We start from the raw sequence: 16789 nt of genomic DNA on the forward strand, positions 1-16789 counted from the left end.
TTACACCGGCATGCTCATGATGTCTTTGTAAGCAGACAGGAGCTTGTTCCTGACCTGCAGCGTCGCTTCAAAGCCGATCGACGCCTGCTGCTTGGCGAGCATCACCGCTGCAATGTCGGTGGTCTCGCCGCGCTCATAGGCGGCGGCGGCTTCGGAAGATTGGTTCTGGAGCGCATTGACCTCGCTCAGCGCCGATTTCATGGCCGTGCCGAAATTGGCCGAACCCGCGCGCGTTGTCCCGGACAGGGGCGAGGAGACCACATCGGCGGCGGAAGACGCTTCGCGCAGCGCCGCATTCTGCTGAAGGATGGCCGCCCGCATCGCCATCACGCTGTTGGTGTTGATGACCGTCATGCCTCAACTCCCCCGTCAGGCCGCCGCCAGCTCGCGCATCTCGGCGAGGCGATAGCGAAGCGTGCGTTCGGAAATGCCGAGCCGCTGGGCGGCGCGGGCGCGGTGGCCATCCACCTCGTCCAGAACCGCCCTGATCCGGTCCAGCATGGAGGCGCGGGCGATGTCGTGCAGCGTGGCCGATTGCCGCACCGGCGATGGTTCGGCCGGCACCATGACAGGCGCCACTGTCGGCGCTGCCAGGGGCGCCGCGGATGCAATCTGGAGATCCTCGGCTTCGATCCGGTCGCCTTCGCGAAGCACCAGCGCGCGCTGCAGCACATTGCCAAGCTCACGGGCATTGCCCGGCCAGCTATGCGCCATCAGCTTTTCGAGCGCCCGGTTGGTCGGCCAGACGAAGCCGGCGTCATTTGGCTGCTGCCGAAGCAGGAGAGCCGCTGCAATCGCTCTTACATCCTGGCGTCGTTCCGCCAAGGGCTTCAAATTGAGCGCCATCACGTTGAGACGCCAATAAAGGTCCGGACGGAACCGCCCCTCCTCGCACAGGGCAGCAAGGTCCCGGTTTCCCGCTGCGATGATCCGCACATCCACGGGCACTGGATGGGTCGCCCCGACGGGCAGGACCTCTCCCTCCTGAAGCGCGCGGAGCAGCTTCGCCTGCAGGGCGAGCGGCAGTTCGGCGATTTCATCAAGGAACAGCGTGCCGCCGTCGGCAGCCTGGAACAGGCCGTCGGATGATGCCGAAGCGCCCGTGAAGGCGCCCTTGCGGTGGCCGAAGAGCATGGCCTCCATCATGGTTTCGGGGAGCGCGGCGCAATTGACGGCGATGAAATCCTTCGCCGCCCGTCCGCTGCTGGCATGGACGAAGCGCGCCATCCCTTCCTTGCCGGTGCCGGTATTGCCCTGAATGAGGACCGTGGCGTCGCTCTGGGCAATGCGGGCGGCGAGGTGCAGCATGCGCGCGCTGTTCGGCTCGCCAACCGCCGGTTGCCAGGCGGGCCGCACAAGCTCAGCAACCAGCGCATGACCCAGCGCCGCGTCCGCGAAGCCGAAAGCTATCCGCGCGGGCATGCCGGATCGGGCGCGCACCAGCTCCGGCTGGCCCTCACGCCATTCGACCAATATGTCCCTGTGCGTGGCCCCGCCAATCTCTTCAGGCGTCAGCAGGCGAAGCGCATTCCGGTCTGGACGGGGTGTTTCCGCCAGGATGGACAGGTCGAAACAGGCCCCCCTTAGCCAAGGCGCCAAGGTCGGGATCTGCTCATTGAGTCTCGCGCTCAGCTCAACATGCTGCATTTCAAAGCCCCCCACAATTTCCCTTGCGCCCCCGCGCAAGGCCAACCGGCGACCCCCGCCAGCAAGATTGACGAAGAGGATTAAAGCAACAAGCATGCCAAACTCTGAGGCTTTGTAAGCCACTGATAGTAGGAAATTTTTTCCCACCCTTTACGCGCATGTCATGCGGCCGACGCGCGCGCGTCAAATTTTTGACGGACCTCGCCAACCCCGGCATTTTTTTGACACCCGGCTTAAAGTTGTCCGGCGCCCCGCCGTTATGCCCCTTCGAGACCGACGAACTGCAATTCACATTTGGGTCTCAAAACTTAGCGCGGAAGGAAATTTGAAATGACAGTTATCGGAACCAATGTCACAGCCATGCGATCGTCTGCCGCCGCCAACCGTGCGGAAAAATCGCTGGCCATGTCGCTTGAGCGCCTGTCCACCGGCAAGCGCATCAACAATGCGTCCGACGATGCTGCTGGCCTTGCCATTTCCAGCAAGATGACCTCCCAGATCAAGGGCATGGCGGTGGCTATCCGCAATGCCAATGACGGCATCTCGCTTGCTCAGACCGCCGACAGCGCCCTGGGCGAGATCAGCAACCTGGTCCAGCGCCTGCGGGAACTGGCCGTCCAGACCTCGAACGGCACGGTGTCCGACACCGACCGGGAATCGACCCAGGCAGAAGCCAGCCAGTTGATCGCCCAGATCGACGACATCGCCAACAACACATCGTTCAATGGTGTGAAGCTGACCGATGGTTCACAGGCCGCCATCACCATTCAGTCGGGCGCAAGCTCCGGCCAGACGATCACCATCAATCTGACCGACGCCAATGCTGCTATCCTGAATCTGACCGACCAGTCCGCAGCAGGTGCCGCTGACGGTACTGTCACGGCCGCCGGCATCAGCCTTGAAACCCAGGCCTTCGCCGCCGATGCCCTGACCAAGCTCGACACGGCGCTCGATACCATAAACGCCAGCCGAGCCAATCTGGGCGCCGTTCAGAACCGGCTGGAATCGGCTGTAAACAATCTCCAGTCCACGTTGACCAACCTGACGGAAGCCAGGTCGCGGATTGAAGACGTCGACTTCTCGGCTGAGACGACGCTGCTCGCAAAGGCGCAGATCCTCAGCCAGGCGTCGACTGCCATGCTGGCTCAGGCCAATCAGAGCCAGCAGGGCGTACTGAAACTGCTTCAATAATATAAGATCCGGCGCCGGGCCTTAACTCGGTCCGGCGCCAAACTTTGCGGGGACATCATACCATGAAGAAGGAAGACGAATATGACTGTTATTGGTACGAATGTCGCCGCAATCCGTGCGGGCACTGCAACCTCGCAGGCCTCCATGGGTCTTCAGAAATCGATGGAGCGCCTCTCCACCGGTAAGCGTATCAACGGCGCCGCCGACGATGCCGCCGGCCTTGCAATCTCCAGCAAGATGACCTCCCAGATCAAGGGCATGGAACAGGCTGTCCGTAACGCGAATGACGGCATCTCGCTGGCACAGACCGCCGACGCCGCCATGGGCGAAATTTCCAATCTCGTTCAGCGCGTTCGCGAACTGGCCGTGCAGGCATCGAACGGCACATTGTCCAACACCGACCGGGAATCGATCCAGCTCGAAGCAACCGAACTGCTCAAGCAGGTCGATGACATCGCCAACAACACCTCGTTCAACGGCGTGAAGCTGACCGACGGCAGCACCAGTTCCATCACCATCCAGGCGGGTTCGGGTTCCGGTCAGACCATCGCCATCAATCTCACCGACGTGAACGCCGCCATCCTCGACATCGGCGACGGCGCTGACAACACCGTAACGGCTGGTGTTCCCAATGCGGGCACGCCCACGGCAGCCGGCGGCCCCGGCGTTGGCGGCGGTTCGATCAGCCTTGAAACTCAGGCAAACGCTGTGGATGCTCTGGCGAAGCTGGACACTGCCCTCAACACGATCAACGAAGGCCGTGCAAAACTGGGTGCCGTTCAAAACCGTCTGTCTTCGGCCATCACCAACCTGACCTCGCAGGCCACCAACCTGACCGAAGCGCGTTCGCGGATCGAGGACGTCGATTTCTCCTCTGAAACCACCCAGATGGCGAAGTCCCAGATTCTGAGCCAGGCTTCCACCGCAATGCTCGCTCAGGCGAACCAGAGCCAGCAGGGCGTGCTGCAGCTGATCCGCTAAGGCTTGGCTGACCGATAAAAAGAACAGACTTGATCGTTGAAGGTATTGGTCCACCTTTAGCCGATCAAATGGCTCCCGGGGCGCCTTTTGTCCCCAACGACCCCGGGAGCCCTCCTTATCCCCGAAAGGGGTGTCCGCGCGAGTCCCCATCCTTTGCAGAGGATGGGGGCTTTCGCACGTTCAGGGCATGTGCATTCTGGCGGTGCCCTCACACCTTGCTCAGACTTCCTTTGCCCCTTCGGTTTCCGGGCGCTATTACCCCCGCATGACTCAAGGCGCTTTCACCCAGAACGCCATCGAAATCGATGGCCTGTCCAAAATCTACGCCGGCGGCAAGCAGGCGCTCGACAATGTCACTTTCAATGTGCCGCGCGGGCAGATCTTCGGCCTGCTGGGTCCCAATGGCGCGGGGAAGTCCACGTTGATCAACATTCTGTCGGGCATGGTCAACAAGACCGGCGGGTCAGCGCGCATCTGGGGTTTCGACATCATGACGAACCCGCGCAACGCCAAGAACAGCATTGGCATCGTGCCGCAGGAAATCGTGTTCGATCCCTTCTTCACCCCTTTTGAGACGCTGGAGAACCAGGCGGGCTTCTATGGAGTGCCGAAGGACCGGCGAAAAACCTGGGAACTGCTGCGGGCGGTCCATCTGGAGGATAAGGCGCATGCCTATGCCAGGACCCTATCGGGCGGCATGAAACGGCGGCTGCTGGTGGCGAAGGCGATGGTGCATTCGCCGCCGATCCTCGTGCTGGACGAACCCACGGCGGGCGTGGACATTGAACTCCGGCAACAGCTTTGGGCCTATGTGCAACGGCTTAACCAGCAGGGCGTCACCATTGTGCTCACCACCCATTATCTGGAAGAAGCCGAGGAATTATGTGACCGCATCGCGATCATCAATCATGGCCGCCTCATCGCCAACAAGCCGACCCGCGAACTGGTGAACATGGCGCAGGAAAAGGTGGTTGAGGTGACCGTTGACCGCGATCTGGACGAAGTGCCGATGCATTCCTGCTTCGAGAAGATAGAATTGACGGCGGGCCGAGTGCTCACCATCACCTATATGAAGAACAAGGCCAATGCCGGGGAAGTACTGGCGGCGGTGCAGAAGGGCGGGCTCGGCATTGTCGATGTGTCGACACGGGAGCCCGACCTGGAGGACGTATTCCTCCACCTGACCCGGTCAGCGGCCTAGTTCTCTTCCCATTCGTGCCGGGCGAAGTCGAGGCACGCTGGCTTGGCGCTTAATGCACGTCCCTTAACTTCGCCCGGGACGAACGGATAAGATAGAGAGTATGCCCACGCAGATTTTCGATGTCGTCGTCATTGGTTCGGGCGCCGCGGGTCTTACGGCCGCAATCAACCTGGCGCAGGACAAGAAGGTGCTTGTCCTCGCCAAGGGGGCGATCAACGGCGGCTCTACCAACTGGGCGCAAGGCGGAATCGCTGCTGTGCTCGATGCTGGTGACACATTTGAAAGTCATGTTGATGACACGATGGTCGCAGGCGCGGGGCTCAACAAGCGGGAGACTGTCGAGTTTGTCGTCACCAATGCGCCCGCAGCCATAGAGCGGCTGGCGGAGCTCGGCGTACCCTTCAATGCCGGCCAGGATTTCGGCGAGCGCTGGCATCTGACCAGGGAAGGCGGGCACAGCCACCGGCGCATTGTTCATGTCGATGACGCCACCGGCGCTGCGGTACAGGACGCGCTGGTGCGCGCGGCCGAGGCCAATCCCAACATTACGCTGATGTCGGACATGGTGGCCATTGACCTCGTCACCAGCCGCCATGGAGAGAAATTTTCAGGCGATGGCCATGTCTGGGGCGTCTATGCCTTCAACCGCGCAGCCAACCGGGTCGACGCGCTGTTGGGGCGCGCGACCATTTTGGCGACCGGCGGCGCGGGACGCACCTATCTCTTCTCCACAGCGCCCAGGGGAGCCACCGGCGATGGCATCGCCATGGCATGGCGTGCGGGGTGCCGCGTATCGAACATGGAAATGAACCAGTTCCACCCGACATGCCTCTATAATCTGGAGGTGAAAAACTTCCTCATTACGGAAGCGATGCGGGGCGAGGGCGGGCTTTTGAAACTGCCTCCAGGCGCTCCCGGCGGCGGCAAGCGCTTCATGGATCGGTTCGACAAACGGGGCGAACTGGCGCCCCGCGACGTAGTCGCCCGTGCGATCGACCATGAAATCAAGCGGCTCGGGCTTGATTATGTCCATCTTGACATCAGCCACAAGCCGGCCGGGTTCATAAAGGAACATTTCCCGACCATCCATGCCCGGCTGCTGGCACTGGGCATCGACATAACGAAGGAACCGATTCCTGTCGTTCCGGCGCAACATTATACATGCGGCGGGGTCATAATCGATCTTGATGGCCGGACGGACCTGCCGGGTCTTTACGCCGCGGGCGAAGTGACCGAAAGCGGGCTGCACGGCGCCAACCGCCTTGCGTCCAACAGCCTGCTGGAATGCTTCGTCTTCGGCGAGGCGGCGGCGCGGCATATCCATGCCAACTGGGACGAGCTGCCGCCGCCCCCTCCCATCCGGCCATGGGACGAAAGCCGCGTGACGGACAGTGACGAAGAGGTCATCGTCCAGCATAATTGGCGCGAAATCCGCCGGTTCATGTGGGACTATGTCGGCATTGTGCGGACTACCAAACGGCTGGAACGCGCGCTGCACCGCGTCAGCCTGCTCGCCCAGGAAGTGGATGAATATTACGGCAATTTCCGCGTGACGCCCGACCTGATCGAGCTGCGCAACCTGCTGGAGGTGGCGCGGCTGATCGTCCGGTCGGCCTTGCGCCGCAAGGAAAGCCGGGGGCTGCACTACACGCTCGACTATCCCGACACGCTGCCGCATGCGGTGGATACAGTGCTGGTGCCCTGAAGACCGGGCGAGCGCGGCCATGATGCTATGCCTCTGGCCCGAAATGGTGCGTAAAATCCTTTTGCCGTCATCCCCGCAAAGGCGGGGATCCATCTCCTAGGCTAACCGGGTGATTTCGCGCAGGTAGATGGATTCCCACTTTCGCGGGAATGACGCCAACATGAATCAGCAGGTCACCCCCACCCGGTTGGCGACAAGGCTCTCCACCACGCCAGGATCGGCAAGCGTGGAGGTATCGCCAAGCGACGAGACATCGCCCTCTGCGATCTTGCGCAGGATGCGGCGCATGATCTTGCCGCTTCTGGTCTTGGGAAGCGCTGGGGTGAACTGGATGGCGTCGGGCGTGGCGATAGGTCCGATCTCCAGCCGCACCCATTGGACGAGTTCCTTGCGCAGCTCCTCCGTCGGCTCCTCGTCCGCGTTCAAGGTCACATAAGCGTAGATGCCCTGCCCCTTGATCTCGTGCGGCATGCCGACCACGGCGGCCTCGGCCACCTTGGCATGGAGGACCAGCGCGCTTTCCACCTCGGCCGTACCCATGCGGTGGCCTGAGACATTGATGACGTCGTCGACCCGCCCGGTGATCCAGTAATAGCCGTCCTCGTCCCGGCGCGCGCCGTCGCCGGTGAAATATTTCCCCGGGAAAGTACTGAAATAGGTCTGGAAGAACCGGTCATGATCGCCATAGACCGTGCGCATCTGCCCTGGCCAGCTACTCGCGATCACCAGATTGCCTTCGCATGCCCCTTCCAGCACCTTGCCCTCGCCATCGACGATCTGCGGCTCGACACCAAAGAGCGGCCTTGTCGCGCTGCCGGGCTTCAAATCCGTGGCGCCGGGCAAGGGAGCGATCATTGCGCCGCCCGTCTCCGTCTGCCACCAGGTGTCGATGATCGGGCAACGGCCTTCCCCCGGCACCTCATGATACCAGCGCCAGGCCTCTGGATTGATCGGCTCGCCGACCGTGCCCAGAAGGCGAAGGCTCTTGCGGGAGGTGCGCGTCACATGCTCATCGCCCTCGCGCATCAGCGCGCGCAGCACGGTGGGCGCGGTGAAGATCGTGTTCACCTGATGCCGGTCCACTACTTCCCAGATGCGGCTGGGGGAGGGCCAGTTGGGCACGCCTTCATACATGAGCGTCGTCGCGCCATTGGCGAGCGGGCCATAGACAATATAGCTGTGGCCGGTCACCCAGCCGACATCCGCCGCGCACCAGAAGATCTCACCCCGCCTGTGGTCGAAGCAGAGCTCGTGCGTCAGGCTCGCCCAGAGCAGATAGCCCCCCGACGTGTGTAGCACCCCCTTGGGCTTGCCGGTCGAACCCGAGGTATAGAGGATGAAGAGCGGGTCCTCGGCATTCATGGGCTCTGCCGGGCAGTCCGCGCCGACGCCCGCCGCCAGGTCATGATACCAATGGTCGCGCCCCTCCTGCATGGCAACGGTGCCGCCGGTCGCCTTGACCACGATCATCTTCTGAAGGCAGGTGACGAGCTTTGCCGCGGCATCCGCATTCGCCTTCAGCGGCACCGCCTTGCCGCCACGCCGGCCTTCGTCGGCGGTGATCAGATATTTGCTGTCGCAGTCGGTGATCCGTCCCGCGAGCGCATCGGGCGAGAAGCCGCCGAACACGATGGAGTGGATCGCCCCAAGCCTTGCACAAGCCAGCATTGCGAACACCGCCTCCGGGATCATCGGAAGGTAAAGCGTCACCCGGTCGCCCTTCCTTACCCCCTCGCCCCTCAGCACATTGGCAAAGCGGCAAACCTCGGCATGGAGCTGGCGATAGCTGAAGCGTCGCGGATCTTCCTTGGGGTCGTCCGGCTCCCAGATGAGCGCGATGTCATCGCCGCGCTCCGCCAGATGCCGGTCCAGGCAATTGGCGGAGACATTCAGCTCTCCGTCCGCAAACCAGCGAACGCCGAAATCCGCCTGATCGAAGCTGCTCTCGCTCGCCACGCCCGGTGCCTTTACCCAGGCCAGGCGAGAAGACTGCTCGAGCCAGAAGCCGTCCGGGTCCGACAGCGAACGGGCATAGTTGCGGCTATAACTGTCGAAGTCCATCTTGGTGCGCTCGCGCCACTCCTGCGGCACCGGGTAGATATGCTGCATTCCTTCTCTCCTTTGGAGCAATCATTCACGCGCCGGAGGGCAGTTTCAACTTCCAATCATGCAGGATGGCTGTTTTTTTGGGATGTTTCCATGACAACAGCGGCAGAAGTGGACGCCTAAGCGGGAATCCTTATCCATCGCTCAGCCGCTGCAGCGCCCAGAGCGCGGAGTCGCGAACCACATCGCTGTCATCGCTGGCGAGCCGCTCAAGCTGTTCCCGATAGGCGCCATTGCCGCTGTTTCCTGCGGCGATGGCGGCATTGCGGACCATCCGGTTCCGGCCGATGCGCTTGATTGGAGATCCGGCGAACACTGTCCGGAAGGCGGCATCGTCAAGGTCAAGGATGTCGGCAAGCTTCGGCGCCACCAGTTCCGCGCGGGCAAGAAACGCCTTGTTCACGGCTGCACTGCTCGCGAACTTGTTCCAGGGGCAGACCGCCAGGCAATCGTCGCAGCCGTAGATGCGATTGCCGATGGCGGCACGAAATTCTTCCGGGATGATCCCCTTGTGCTCGATCGTGAGGTAAGAAATGCAACGCCGCGCATCGACGCGATAGGGGGCCGGAAAGGCATTGGTGGGGCAGGCGCGCTGGCAGGCGTCGCAGCTACCGCAGCGGTCCTGTCCCTGCCTGTCCGTCTGAAGCTCCAGCGTCGTGTAGATGGCTCCAAGGAACAGCCAGCTCCCATGGTCGCGGCTGACCAGATTGCTGTGCTTGCCCTGCCAGCCTAGACCCGCAGCTTCTGCCAGCGGCTTTTCCATGACCGGCGCTGTATCGACAAAGACCTTGAGCTCACCGCCCGCTTCTTCCACCAGCCAGCGGGCGAGCGCCTTCAGCCCCTTCTTCACCACATCATGATAATCCTGTCCCTGGGCATAGCTGGATATTCGGCCGATATCGCATGCTCTTTCAAGCGCCAGCGGATCGCGCGAGGGCGCATAGCTCATGCCGAGCATGATGACAGAGCGAACCTCCGGCCACAGCGCCTGCGGGGCCCCGCGCTGCCCGGCGCGTTCCTCCATCCAGATCATGTCGCCATGGCACCCCTCCGAAAGCCATTGCGCCAGCCGGTCGGCGGTGCGCGGCGCGGCATCGGCGCGCGCAATTCCACAGGCGGCAAAGCCGAGCGAAACGGCCTGCGCCTTGATGCGCTCTGCAATATTTTCGCCTTGTGTTGTCATAAGCCGCGACTATCCTGCCCTCGATGACAGGGCACATGCATTCGCCCTATGCCGTTGAAGCGCATGGGCTTGTCAAGGATTTCGGCTCCTTCCGGGCGGTGGATGGCGTCGACATCGCTGTGCCCGGAGGCAGCATCTACGGCATACTCGGCCCCAATGGCGCGGGCAAGACGACAACGATCCGCATTCTGCTCGGCATTATAGATCCCGACGCGGGCGAACGATCGCTGCTCGGCGAGAAGAAGCCGCTGAAGATGGTGCGGCAGGTCGGCTATCTGCCTGAGGAACGCGGCCTTTATCCATCCATGAAGGCCCATGACGCGATCGCTTTCATGGGGGCGCTGCGCGGCCTGCCGCTGGCGGAAGGGCGCAAACGTGCCCGCGCTTTGATGGAGGAGCATGATCTTGGCGAGGCCGTGGACAAACCCGTCCGCACCCTTTCCAAGGGCATGGCGCAAACGGTGCAGCTATTGGGCGCCATCGTGCATGAGCCGAAGCTGATCGTGCTCGATGAGCCCTTTTCCGGCCTGGACGCGATCAACCAGGGCAAGCTCGAACGGTTGATCAAGCGCAAGGCGGCGGAAGGCGCCACCATCATCTTTTCCACCCATGTCATCGCCCATGCAGAGCGCCTTTGCGAGCGGATCGCGATCATCGCCAAGGGCAAGGTCCGCTTTGAAGGGAGCGTGTCGGAGGCGCGCGGCCGCCTGCGGCCGCAAGTCCGGCTGGAGACACGGCGCACCGATGGCTCCTGGCGCGCGGTGCTGCCGCCCGACACCCATGTGGATGGCAATGTGTGGCATTTCACCATGCCGGACGGAGGCGTGGAGCCACTGCTCAAAGCCCTGGTCGAGGGCAATGCGGGCGTGGAGGCGCTGGCGATCGAGCGGCCGGGGCTGCACGACGCCTTTGTCGCCATTGCAGGCGAGGCCGCGGCCCGCGAGATGGATGAGGCGACTGAGCGGGAGGCGGCGGAATGAGAGAGCTGTTCCGAGCCGCCTTCGTCATCGCGCGACGGGACTTTGCCGCCGTGATCTTTTCCAAGGCCTTCATCTTCTTCCTGCTGGGGCCGCTGTTCCCCGTGATAGTGGGGGTGCTCGCCGGGCAATTGGGCGACGACATGGCAGGCGCCGGTATGCGCCCCGCCGTGGGAGTGCTGATGGCGCCGGAGGAAGTCCAGGCCCTCTACCGCGCCAACGCGCGGCTGATGGAACAACTTGGCCCATTGTCCATGCCGGTTCTAAAAGCAGGCGGGCCCGGCGCCAGCCCGCAGGCCATGCTGCAGAGGCGCGAGGACAGCGTGCTCGCGGTGCTTTCCGGCACGCTTGAACGGCCCGTCCTTACCGGACGGGAAGCGGAAGTCCGGCGGCTGGAGGGCGATCTTTCCCTTCTGGTCAGTACCGCCCGCGCTGGCGAAGCGCTGCCCGTTACAAGGCTGCAGAACCACATCGTCGAGGACAGCCGGGGCGCCCGCGAGCAGGCGCAGATGTTGACCGGCCGGGGCACTCAGGTGCTGCTGTTCCTCCTCACCATGCTGCTTGCCGGCATGGTGCTGTCCAATATGGTCGAGGAAAAGACCAACAAGATCATCGAGATACTGGCCGCAGCGGTGCCGGTGGACGCGATCTTCATCGGCAAGCTGATCGCGATGCTTGGCATGTCGCTTGTGGGGATCGCGATCTGGGGCAGCGGCGCCGGCCTTGTGTATCTCGGCGTATTCGGCCTGTCCTCTTCACCGCCCCCTCCCGCCGTGGGATGGCCCGCCTTCATCACTCTTGGCATACTTTATTTCGCTATGGCCTATATGTTGCTGGGCGCGCTTTTCATCAGCATCGGGGCCCAGGCTTCCACGGTCAGGGAAGTGCAGACGCTCTCCATGCCCGTCACCATGGGCCAGGTGGTCGTCTTCTTCCTTGCCTCCTATGCAGTCAGCAGACCGGGCAGCCTTTTCGAGATTGCAGCGGCGGCCTTTCCGCTCAGCTCCCCCTTTGCCATGATTGCTCACGCCGCCCAATCGCCAGAGCTTTGGCCGCATTTTCTGGCGCTTGGCTGGCAGCTATTGTGGGTAGGGATCATCATTCGCATCGGCGTAAGGCTGTTCCGCCGCACGGTGCTGAAATCCGGCCGTGGGGATGGAGAAAAGCGAGGCTGGCGGGCCTGGCTCAGCCACCGTCCATCGCCGGTTCAGATGTGATCTGCTCTTATGCCGATGTCGGCCTCCCTTTGGGCTGAGCTTCACGCGCGATGCAGGACAATCGCATGCAAATCTCACGAAGAAGCTTCCTCGCATCCGCCGGGGTCCTGACCACCATCCTTGGCGGCTTTCCGGCACTGGCGGTCGCTGGCGAGAAATTCGAGATCAGCCTGCCGGACGAGGAATGGAGGAAGCGCCTGACCTCGCAGCAATATGCCGTGCTGCGCAAGGCCGCGACCGAGCGGCCCTTTTCAAGCCCGCTTAACAAGGAGCATCGCAAGGGATTGTTCCTTTGCGCGGGCTGCCGCCTGCCGCTCTTTTCCTCCGCCGCCAAATATGACAGCGGCACGGGCTGGCCGAGCTTCTGGAAGCCCCTGCCCAATGCAGTGCGCACCAGCACCGACTATCTGATCGGCTATCCCCGGACAGAAGTGCACTGCCGCCGCTGCGGCGGGCATCTGGGGCATGTTTTCGACGATGGGCCAGGGCCGACGGGAAAGCGCTATTGCATGAATGGCGCAGCGATGCTGTTCCAGACCGCCGGTCGGCAATTGGGGTAACATTTCGTTGCCGGCGTTGGAATCGTCGTCCCTGCGCAGGGACGACGTCATGGTGTCGGCGGATGCCCTACCGGACGACGCGGTAAACCCGGATCGTTTCACCCTTCCGCATCGGCAGCGGGACCAGCCAGACGGGCGGCTTGCCCGCCTCCAGCAGGGCAGCGAGGCCCGATTTATTATCCTTCACATAATTCCGGATTTCCGGGCGGTCATGGCAATAGACCAGATAATCGGCCCCTGTACCCAGGACGATGGAACGCGCCTGAGGAGCGTTGCTCATGAACGCCTTCAGCACCTTGGCCATGGCGTGCTGGTTACGGTGATGATTGGTGGCGATCACACTGTGATGGGTATAGACAAGCAACATCGGCCCGATGTCGAGCGGCGCGAAAAGGGTCGAGGCTGGAAGCGCGCCAAGGCCCCGTAACCCTCCGGCGCCAACGCATTTGGCCTCTGCCTGATCCATGGCAGAATTGGGCTTTTCCTGCTTTTCCTGCTCATCCTTGTTCACAATGATATGCGCCAGCAGGGCGGTCGGCATGGCCGGGACCAGCGCGAAAGCCGCCACCGTCGCCACGATGCGAGGGGCTGCCCGCCCGATCGCGCGCGCCTGTACAAGCGCCGCATAGAAGAGCCAGACATTGCCAGGGAGCATGTAGAGGTTCGACACCGCCATCGCGCGAAGAACCAATACTGAAAGCGCAACGGCTCCGAGAGCGAGAATAAGCAACTCCAGCCAAGGTCGGGCTTGGTCCTTTTCCCGCGCGCCCCGTATCGCCAGAACATAGCCGATAAGTCCAAGAACAGGCCCGGTAAGGCTGAACATCACTGTTTCAGGGCTTTGCCGCCAAAGCGGGAGCCCCTCGCTGATCTTGAGATACCAGTTGCGATAGACAAATGGGTCGAGCGTTTCGAAAGGTCCGGCAAGGCACGGGCGGCCCATCAGAAAGAGCGGGACCAGCGCCGCTGCTCCGGCGAGCCCCGCAGTGAAGAAACGGCCAGTCATCCCGCCGCCGGGAAGGACAGCCTTCAGCCCCAGAAACAGCAGGGTGGCCGTCCAGAGGGGCACCACATAGGGCGGTGACATGGCGTCGCAATAGGGAAGCAGCGACTCGGCCCAGCCATGGGTTCCGAACATCAGCCCGGTGGAAACCAGGCTCAGCGTCAACAGATAGGCGGCAAGGCGCTCCCACTGTTCGGCCGCGATCAGATATTTTAGGCCATAGAGCGCCCCGAACAGCGCTGCATAGGGCAGCGCCTCGCTCGATATGTTGAGCCACAGCGCCACGGCAATTCCGCTCACGATACCGCTTTTGCGGGCCGACGGAATCTGGCTGCCGTAAAGCGCCAGGGCCGCCATGGCGATCTGCCAGCCATGATGGTCGATCCGCATCGGATTGAATTGGATCAGAAGCGGAAAGGTCATGGCCAGCAGCACCAGCGCGATCAGCGCCACCACTGGCCCGGCAAGCCGCCTTACCAGTCCCCCGACCAGCAGGAAGGTAAGCCCGAGGACCAGCAGAGGATAGACCGCCAGCACCACCCGTTCCGCCCATGCATGGCCCAGCAACGGGGTCGCCAGCCAGAGCAGCGTTGCGATGGGAACATCGACGAGGCGTGACCAATGCATCGGCCCGCCGCCGGGCGGATTGATGCGATATTGAGTGACGTCGAACCAGCTCTGCCCCGCCATCCAGTCGCGGACCTGCACGAGGCGGAGCGCATCGTCCGGGTCACGAAAGCCCAAATCGGCTATCTGCGCCCGCGAAAGCCAAAGCAGAATGGCAGCACAAACGGCCCAGATCAGGAATGTGGCGGGCCTGAACCAGGGCGCCACTTGGCTGTCGCGGATCATTCGGCGAATACGACTTTCTTGCGCATGAGATATGTCGCCTGAAAGCTGATAACGATCGCCACGAGCTTGGCAAGGCGGGCATCTATGCCCATCAGGTCGCCCGCACCTACGATGGCGGTCGTAATGGCAAGGCCCGCAAGCGCAGAGCCAAGGAACAGCGCCTTCTGCCGGTCGCGGTCCCGTCCTCGAGCGGCAACGCTGTCAGTAAAAACGGCTCGGCTGGAAAGCAGCCAATGCGCCGCGATACCGGCCATGTAACCGAGCGCCGACGCCGCAGCCGGAAACAGCCCCAGATGGAAAAGCGCCATGAAAACGCTCATGTCCACCGCCAGCGCCCCCGCGCTCGACAGGATGTAGCGGAGATAGGTGATGTTGCGCAGCAAGGAGAGGACAGCCATCATCATGCCTCAGGCCGCCCGTTCGATCCGGGAAGGGACAAGCCGCTCGGAGGCAAGCGCAGCGCGTTCGCCTTCATCGCCTGCCTCATGATATTCGGCATCCTCATTGACTCCCCAGATGTCATAGATGCGGGTGCCGGCCTCGATGTTGCGGACGGTGAGCATCGCAGTCATCATGGCATGGTCCTGGTTGTTATAACGATGCATGCCGTTGCGGCCGACCATGTGGAGCGTTGGATAGCTGGCCTCCAGCTCCTCCCGCATCAGCCGGACATTTTCGGCATAAGTGTCGTCATAGACGGGATAGGCCTTTTCCTGACGCACCACCGCGCCGCCGACCACATCCTCCGGGTTGCAAAGCCCCAGGATCGCCATTTCCTTCTTCGCAAGCTCGATGAGATCGGCATCGCTTGAGGACCAGAGCCCATCGCCTTCGAAGCAGAAATATTCAAGGCCCACACAGGCAATATCGGCATCGGGCACCATTTCGGGCGACCAGCTACGGAAGTTCTGGACGCGGCCCACCTTCACCTTGCTGTCATGGATGTAGATCCAGTTGTCCGGGAAAAGATCGTCCGAGCGAATCATAAGCGCCACGGTCAGGAAGTCGCGATATTTAAGCTCCATTGCCTGCGGAACGGTGGCGGGCAGCGGATCGATGCGTCCGGCAAGCTCGCGCATGGGCGCCGAGCTGATGACATGCGCGGCGTTGATGGTGACAAGGCCGCCATCGCCCGCAGTCGCCTGCACCTGCCAGCGGCCGGTGCGGGCGTTATGCTTCATCTGCTTCAGGGCATGGCCCATCAGCACCTGATTCCCGCCCTTCAGCACAAAGTCCCTGGCGGCTTCCCACATCATGCCGGGCCCTTGGCGGGGATAGCGGAAGGTTTCGAGCAGGGTCTTTGTCGCCATGCCGTCATTGGGCCTCTTGTTGAGCCCGAGCGAGCGCTTCACCCCATCGAGGACAGCCGCGCCAAGGCTTAGCCCCTTGATCCGCTGCGCAGCCCAGTCTGCCGACATTTCATCGCAGGGCATGCCCCAGACCTTTTCCGTGTAGGTCTTGAAGAAGATCGAATAAAGCTTGTGCCCGAACTGGTTCACAACCCAGTCCTCAAAGCTGCGGACATCCTGCTTGGGGCGCAGCTTCGAGCGCAGATAGCTCAGCATGCAGAGGGTGGACCTGAAAATTCCTAGGTTCCGCAGCGCTTCAAAGGCGCGCAGGGGATAGCTGTAGAACTTCCCCTCATAATAGATGCGGCTCATGCGGGGACGCTGGATGAAGTCGTCGGGAAGGATCTCATTCCAGAGATCGACCACTTCCCTGGATTTCGAAAAGAAGCGATGACCGCCAATGTCGAAGCGGAAGCCATTATATTCGACCGTGCGGCTGATCCCGCCGACATAGGCCGGGTCCTTTTCGATCACGGTGACGCTATAGCCCTTTTTCGTAAGGAGATAGGCCGCAGTAAGGCCCGCCGGGCCTGCGCCTATGATCGCCACATCCACTGCCTTGTCCGCACGCGACATCCGGGAATTCCCCCAACAGAATGCTGTCCTGAAGGGAGTGAAGGAAATCCTCTAAGGATTGGTTAACCGCCACTTAAAGATGGAGCGGCGCGGCCGTTATAGGATCGGCGCGGAACCAAATCGTTCGTCCCGCAAGCTCGTGCACGCGGGGCGAACGATTTTACCAGCCGGGCGAACCCGTCCTCAGTCCAGATTTCAGCATGCCCCCCAGGACATGATCTGCGTCGACCCCGAATCGCGC

General features: G+C 62.2%; 14 protein-coding genes. 7 read left to right on the forward strand and 7 right to left on the reverse strand.

What is annotated here, in order from left to right; translation table 11 throughout:
* Both fliE and VJS46_RS08905 read right to left on the reverse strand, forming a co-directional pair.
* Entirely contained in the window at nucleotides 1-354 is a 354-nt protein-coding gene (gene fliE / locus VJS46_RS08900) for a flagellar hook-basal body complex protein FliE (RefSeq protein WP_324059628.1), read from the reverse strand.
* 15 nt (nucleotides 355-369) lie between these two features.
* A complete protein-coding gene (locus tag VJS46_RS08905) occupies nucleotides 370-1647 on the reverse strand; it encodes a sigma-54 dependent transcriptional regulator (RefSeq protein WP_324059739.1) in 1278 nt (425 codons plus the stop codon).
* A 330-nt stretch (nucleotides 1648-1977) separates the two neighbouring features.
* On the opposite strand from VJS46_RS08905, the gene VJS46_RS08910 reads away from it, so the two are divergent.
* The 4 genes from VJS46_RS08910 to nadB all read left to right on the forward strand — a co-directional run bounded on the left by VJS46_RS08910 (nucleotide 1978) and on the right by nadB (nucleotide 6725).
* Nucleotides 1978-2838 (forward strand): flagellin, encoded by an 861-nt coding sequence (locus tag VJS46_RS08910; RefSeq protein WP_324059630.1) that lies wholly within the window; start codon nucleotides 1978-1980, stop codon nucleotides 2836-2838.
* A gap of 81 nt (nucleotides 2839-2919) precedes the next feature.
* Nucleotides 2920-3819 carry a flagellin gene (locus VJS46_RS08915; RefSeq protein ID WP_324059632.1) on the forward strand — a complete coding sequence of 300 codons (900 nt, stop codon included), beginning with the start codon at nucleotides 2920-2922 and terminating at the stop codon, nucleotides 3817-3819.
* A 265-nt stretch (nucleotides 3820-4084) separates the two neighbouring features.
* Complete coding sequence (locus tag VJS46_RS08920; protein ID WP_324059634.1) at nucleotides 4085-5020, forward strand: ABC transporter ATP-binding protein; 936 nt, start codon at nucleotides 4085-4087, stop codon at nucleotides 5018-5020.
* Nucleotides 5021-5120: 100 nt separating this feature from the next.
* Nucleotides 5121-6725: an L-aspartate oxidase gene (gene nadB, locus VJS46_RS08925; RefSeq protein ID WP_324059636.1), complete on the forward strand. Its 1605-nt coding sequence runs from the start codon at nucleotides 5121-5123 to the stop codon at nucleotides 6723-6725.
* Between the two features lie 165 nt (nucleotides 6726-6890).
* On the opposite strand, the gene acs is transcribed toward nadB, so the two are convergent.
* Nucleotides 6891-8834 carry an acetate--CoA ligase gene (gene acs / locus VJS46_RS08930; RefSeq protein ID WP_324059638.1) on the reverse strand — a complete coding sequence of 648 codons (1944 nt, stop codon included), beginning with the start codon at nucleotides 8832-8834 and terminating at the stop codon, nucleotides 6891-6893.
* 130 nt (nucleotides 8835-8964) lie between these two features.
* Nucleotides 8965-10014, reverse strand: a complete 1050-nt coding sequence (queG, locus tag VJS46_RS08935) for a tRNA epoxyqueuosine(34) reductase QueG (RefSeq protein WP_324059640.1) — start codon at nucleotides 10012-10014, stop codon at nucleotides 8965-8967.
* Between the two features lie 23 nt (nucleotides 10015-10037).
* Here queG and VJS46_RS08940 point away from each other — a divergent pair, with 23 nt between their 5' ends.
* The 3 genes from VJS46_RS08940 to msrB all read left to right on the forward strand — a co-directional run bounded on the left by VJS46_RS08940 (nucleotide 10038) and on the right by msrB (nucleotide 12768).
* The gene (locus tag VJS46_RS08940; protein WP_324059642.1) at nucleotides 10038-10994 is read left to right on the forward strand and encodes an ABC transporter ATP-binding protein; all 957 of its coding nucleotides are present in this window, start codon (nucleotides 10038-10040) and stop codon (nucleotides 10992-10994) included.
* Nucleotides 10991-12208 carry an ABC transporter permease gene (locus VJS46_RS08945; protein WP_324059643.1) on the forward strand — a complete coding sequence of 406 codons (1218 nt, stop codon included), beginning with the start codon at nucleotides 10991-10993 and terminating at the stop codon, nucleotides 12206-12208. Before VJS46_RS08940 ends, VJS46_RS08945 begins: the two co-directional genes overlap by 4 nt.
* 65 nt (nucleotides 12209-12273) lie before the next feature.
* Nucleotides 12274-12768 (forward strand): peptide-methionine (R)-S-oxide reductase MsrB, encoded by a 495-nt coding sequence (msrB, locus tag VJS46_RS08950; protein WP_324059645.1) that lies wholly within the window; start codon nucleotides 12274-12276, stop codon nucleotides 12766-12768.
* 67 nt (nucleotides 12769-12835) lie between these two features.
* Here the strand turns inward: msrB and VJS46_RS08955 are convergent, their stop codons facing one another.
* The 3 genes from VJS46_RS08955 to VJS46_RS08965 are packed head-to-tail and all read right to left on the reverse strand — an operon-like array spanning nucleotide 12836 to nucleotide 16548.
* A complete protein-coding gene (locus VJS46_RS08955) occupies nucleotides 12836-14623 on the reverse strand; it encodes a hypothetical protein (protein WP_324059647.1) in 1788 nt (595 codons plus the stop codon).
* Nucleotides 14620-15027: a GtrA family protein gene (locus VJS46_RS08960; protein ID WP_324059649.1), complete on the reverse strand. Its 408-nt coding sequence runs from the start codon at nucleotides 15025-15027 to the stop codon at nucleotides 14620-14622. Before VJS46_RS08960 ends, VJS46_RS08955 begins: the two co-directional genes overlap by 4 nt.
* A 3-nt stretch (nucleotides 15028-15030) precedes the next feature.
* Nucleotides 15031-16548, reverse strand: a complete 1518-nt coding sequence (locus VJS46_RS08965) for an NAD(P)/FAD-dependent oxidoreductase (RefSeq protein WP_324059650.1) — start codon at nucleotides 16546-16548, stop codon at nucleotides 15031-15033.
* Nucleotides 16549-16789 lie beyond the last annotated feature (241 nt).

The sequence above is a fragment of the Rhizorhapis sp. genome, assembly GCF_035276005.1.
Classification (GTDB): Bacteria; Pseudomonadota; Alphaproteobacteria; order Sphingomonadales; family Sphingomonadaceae; genus Rhizorhapis.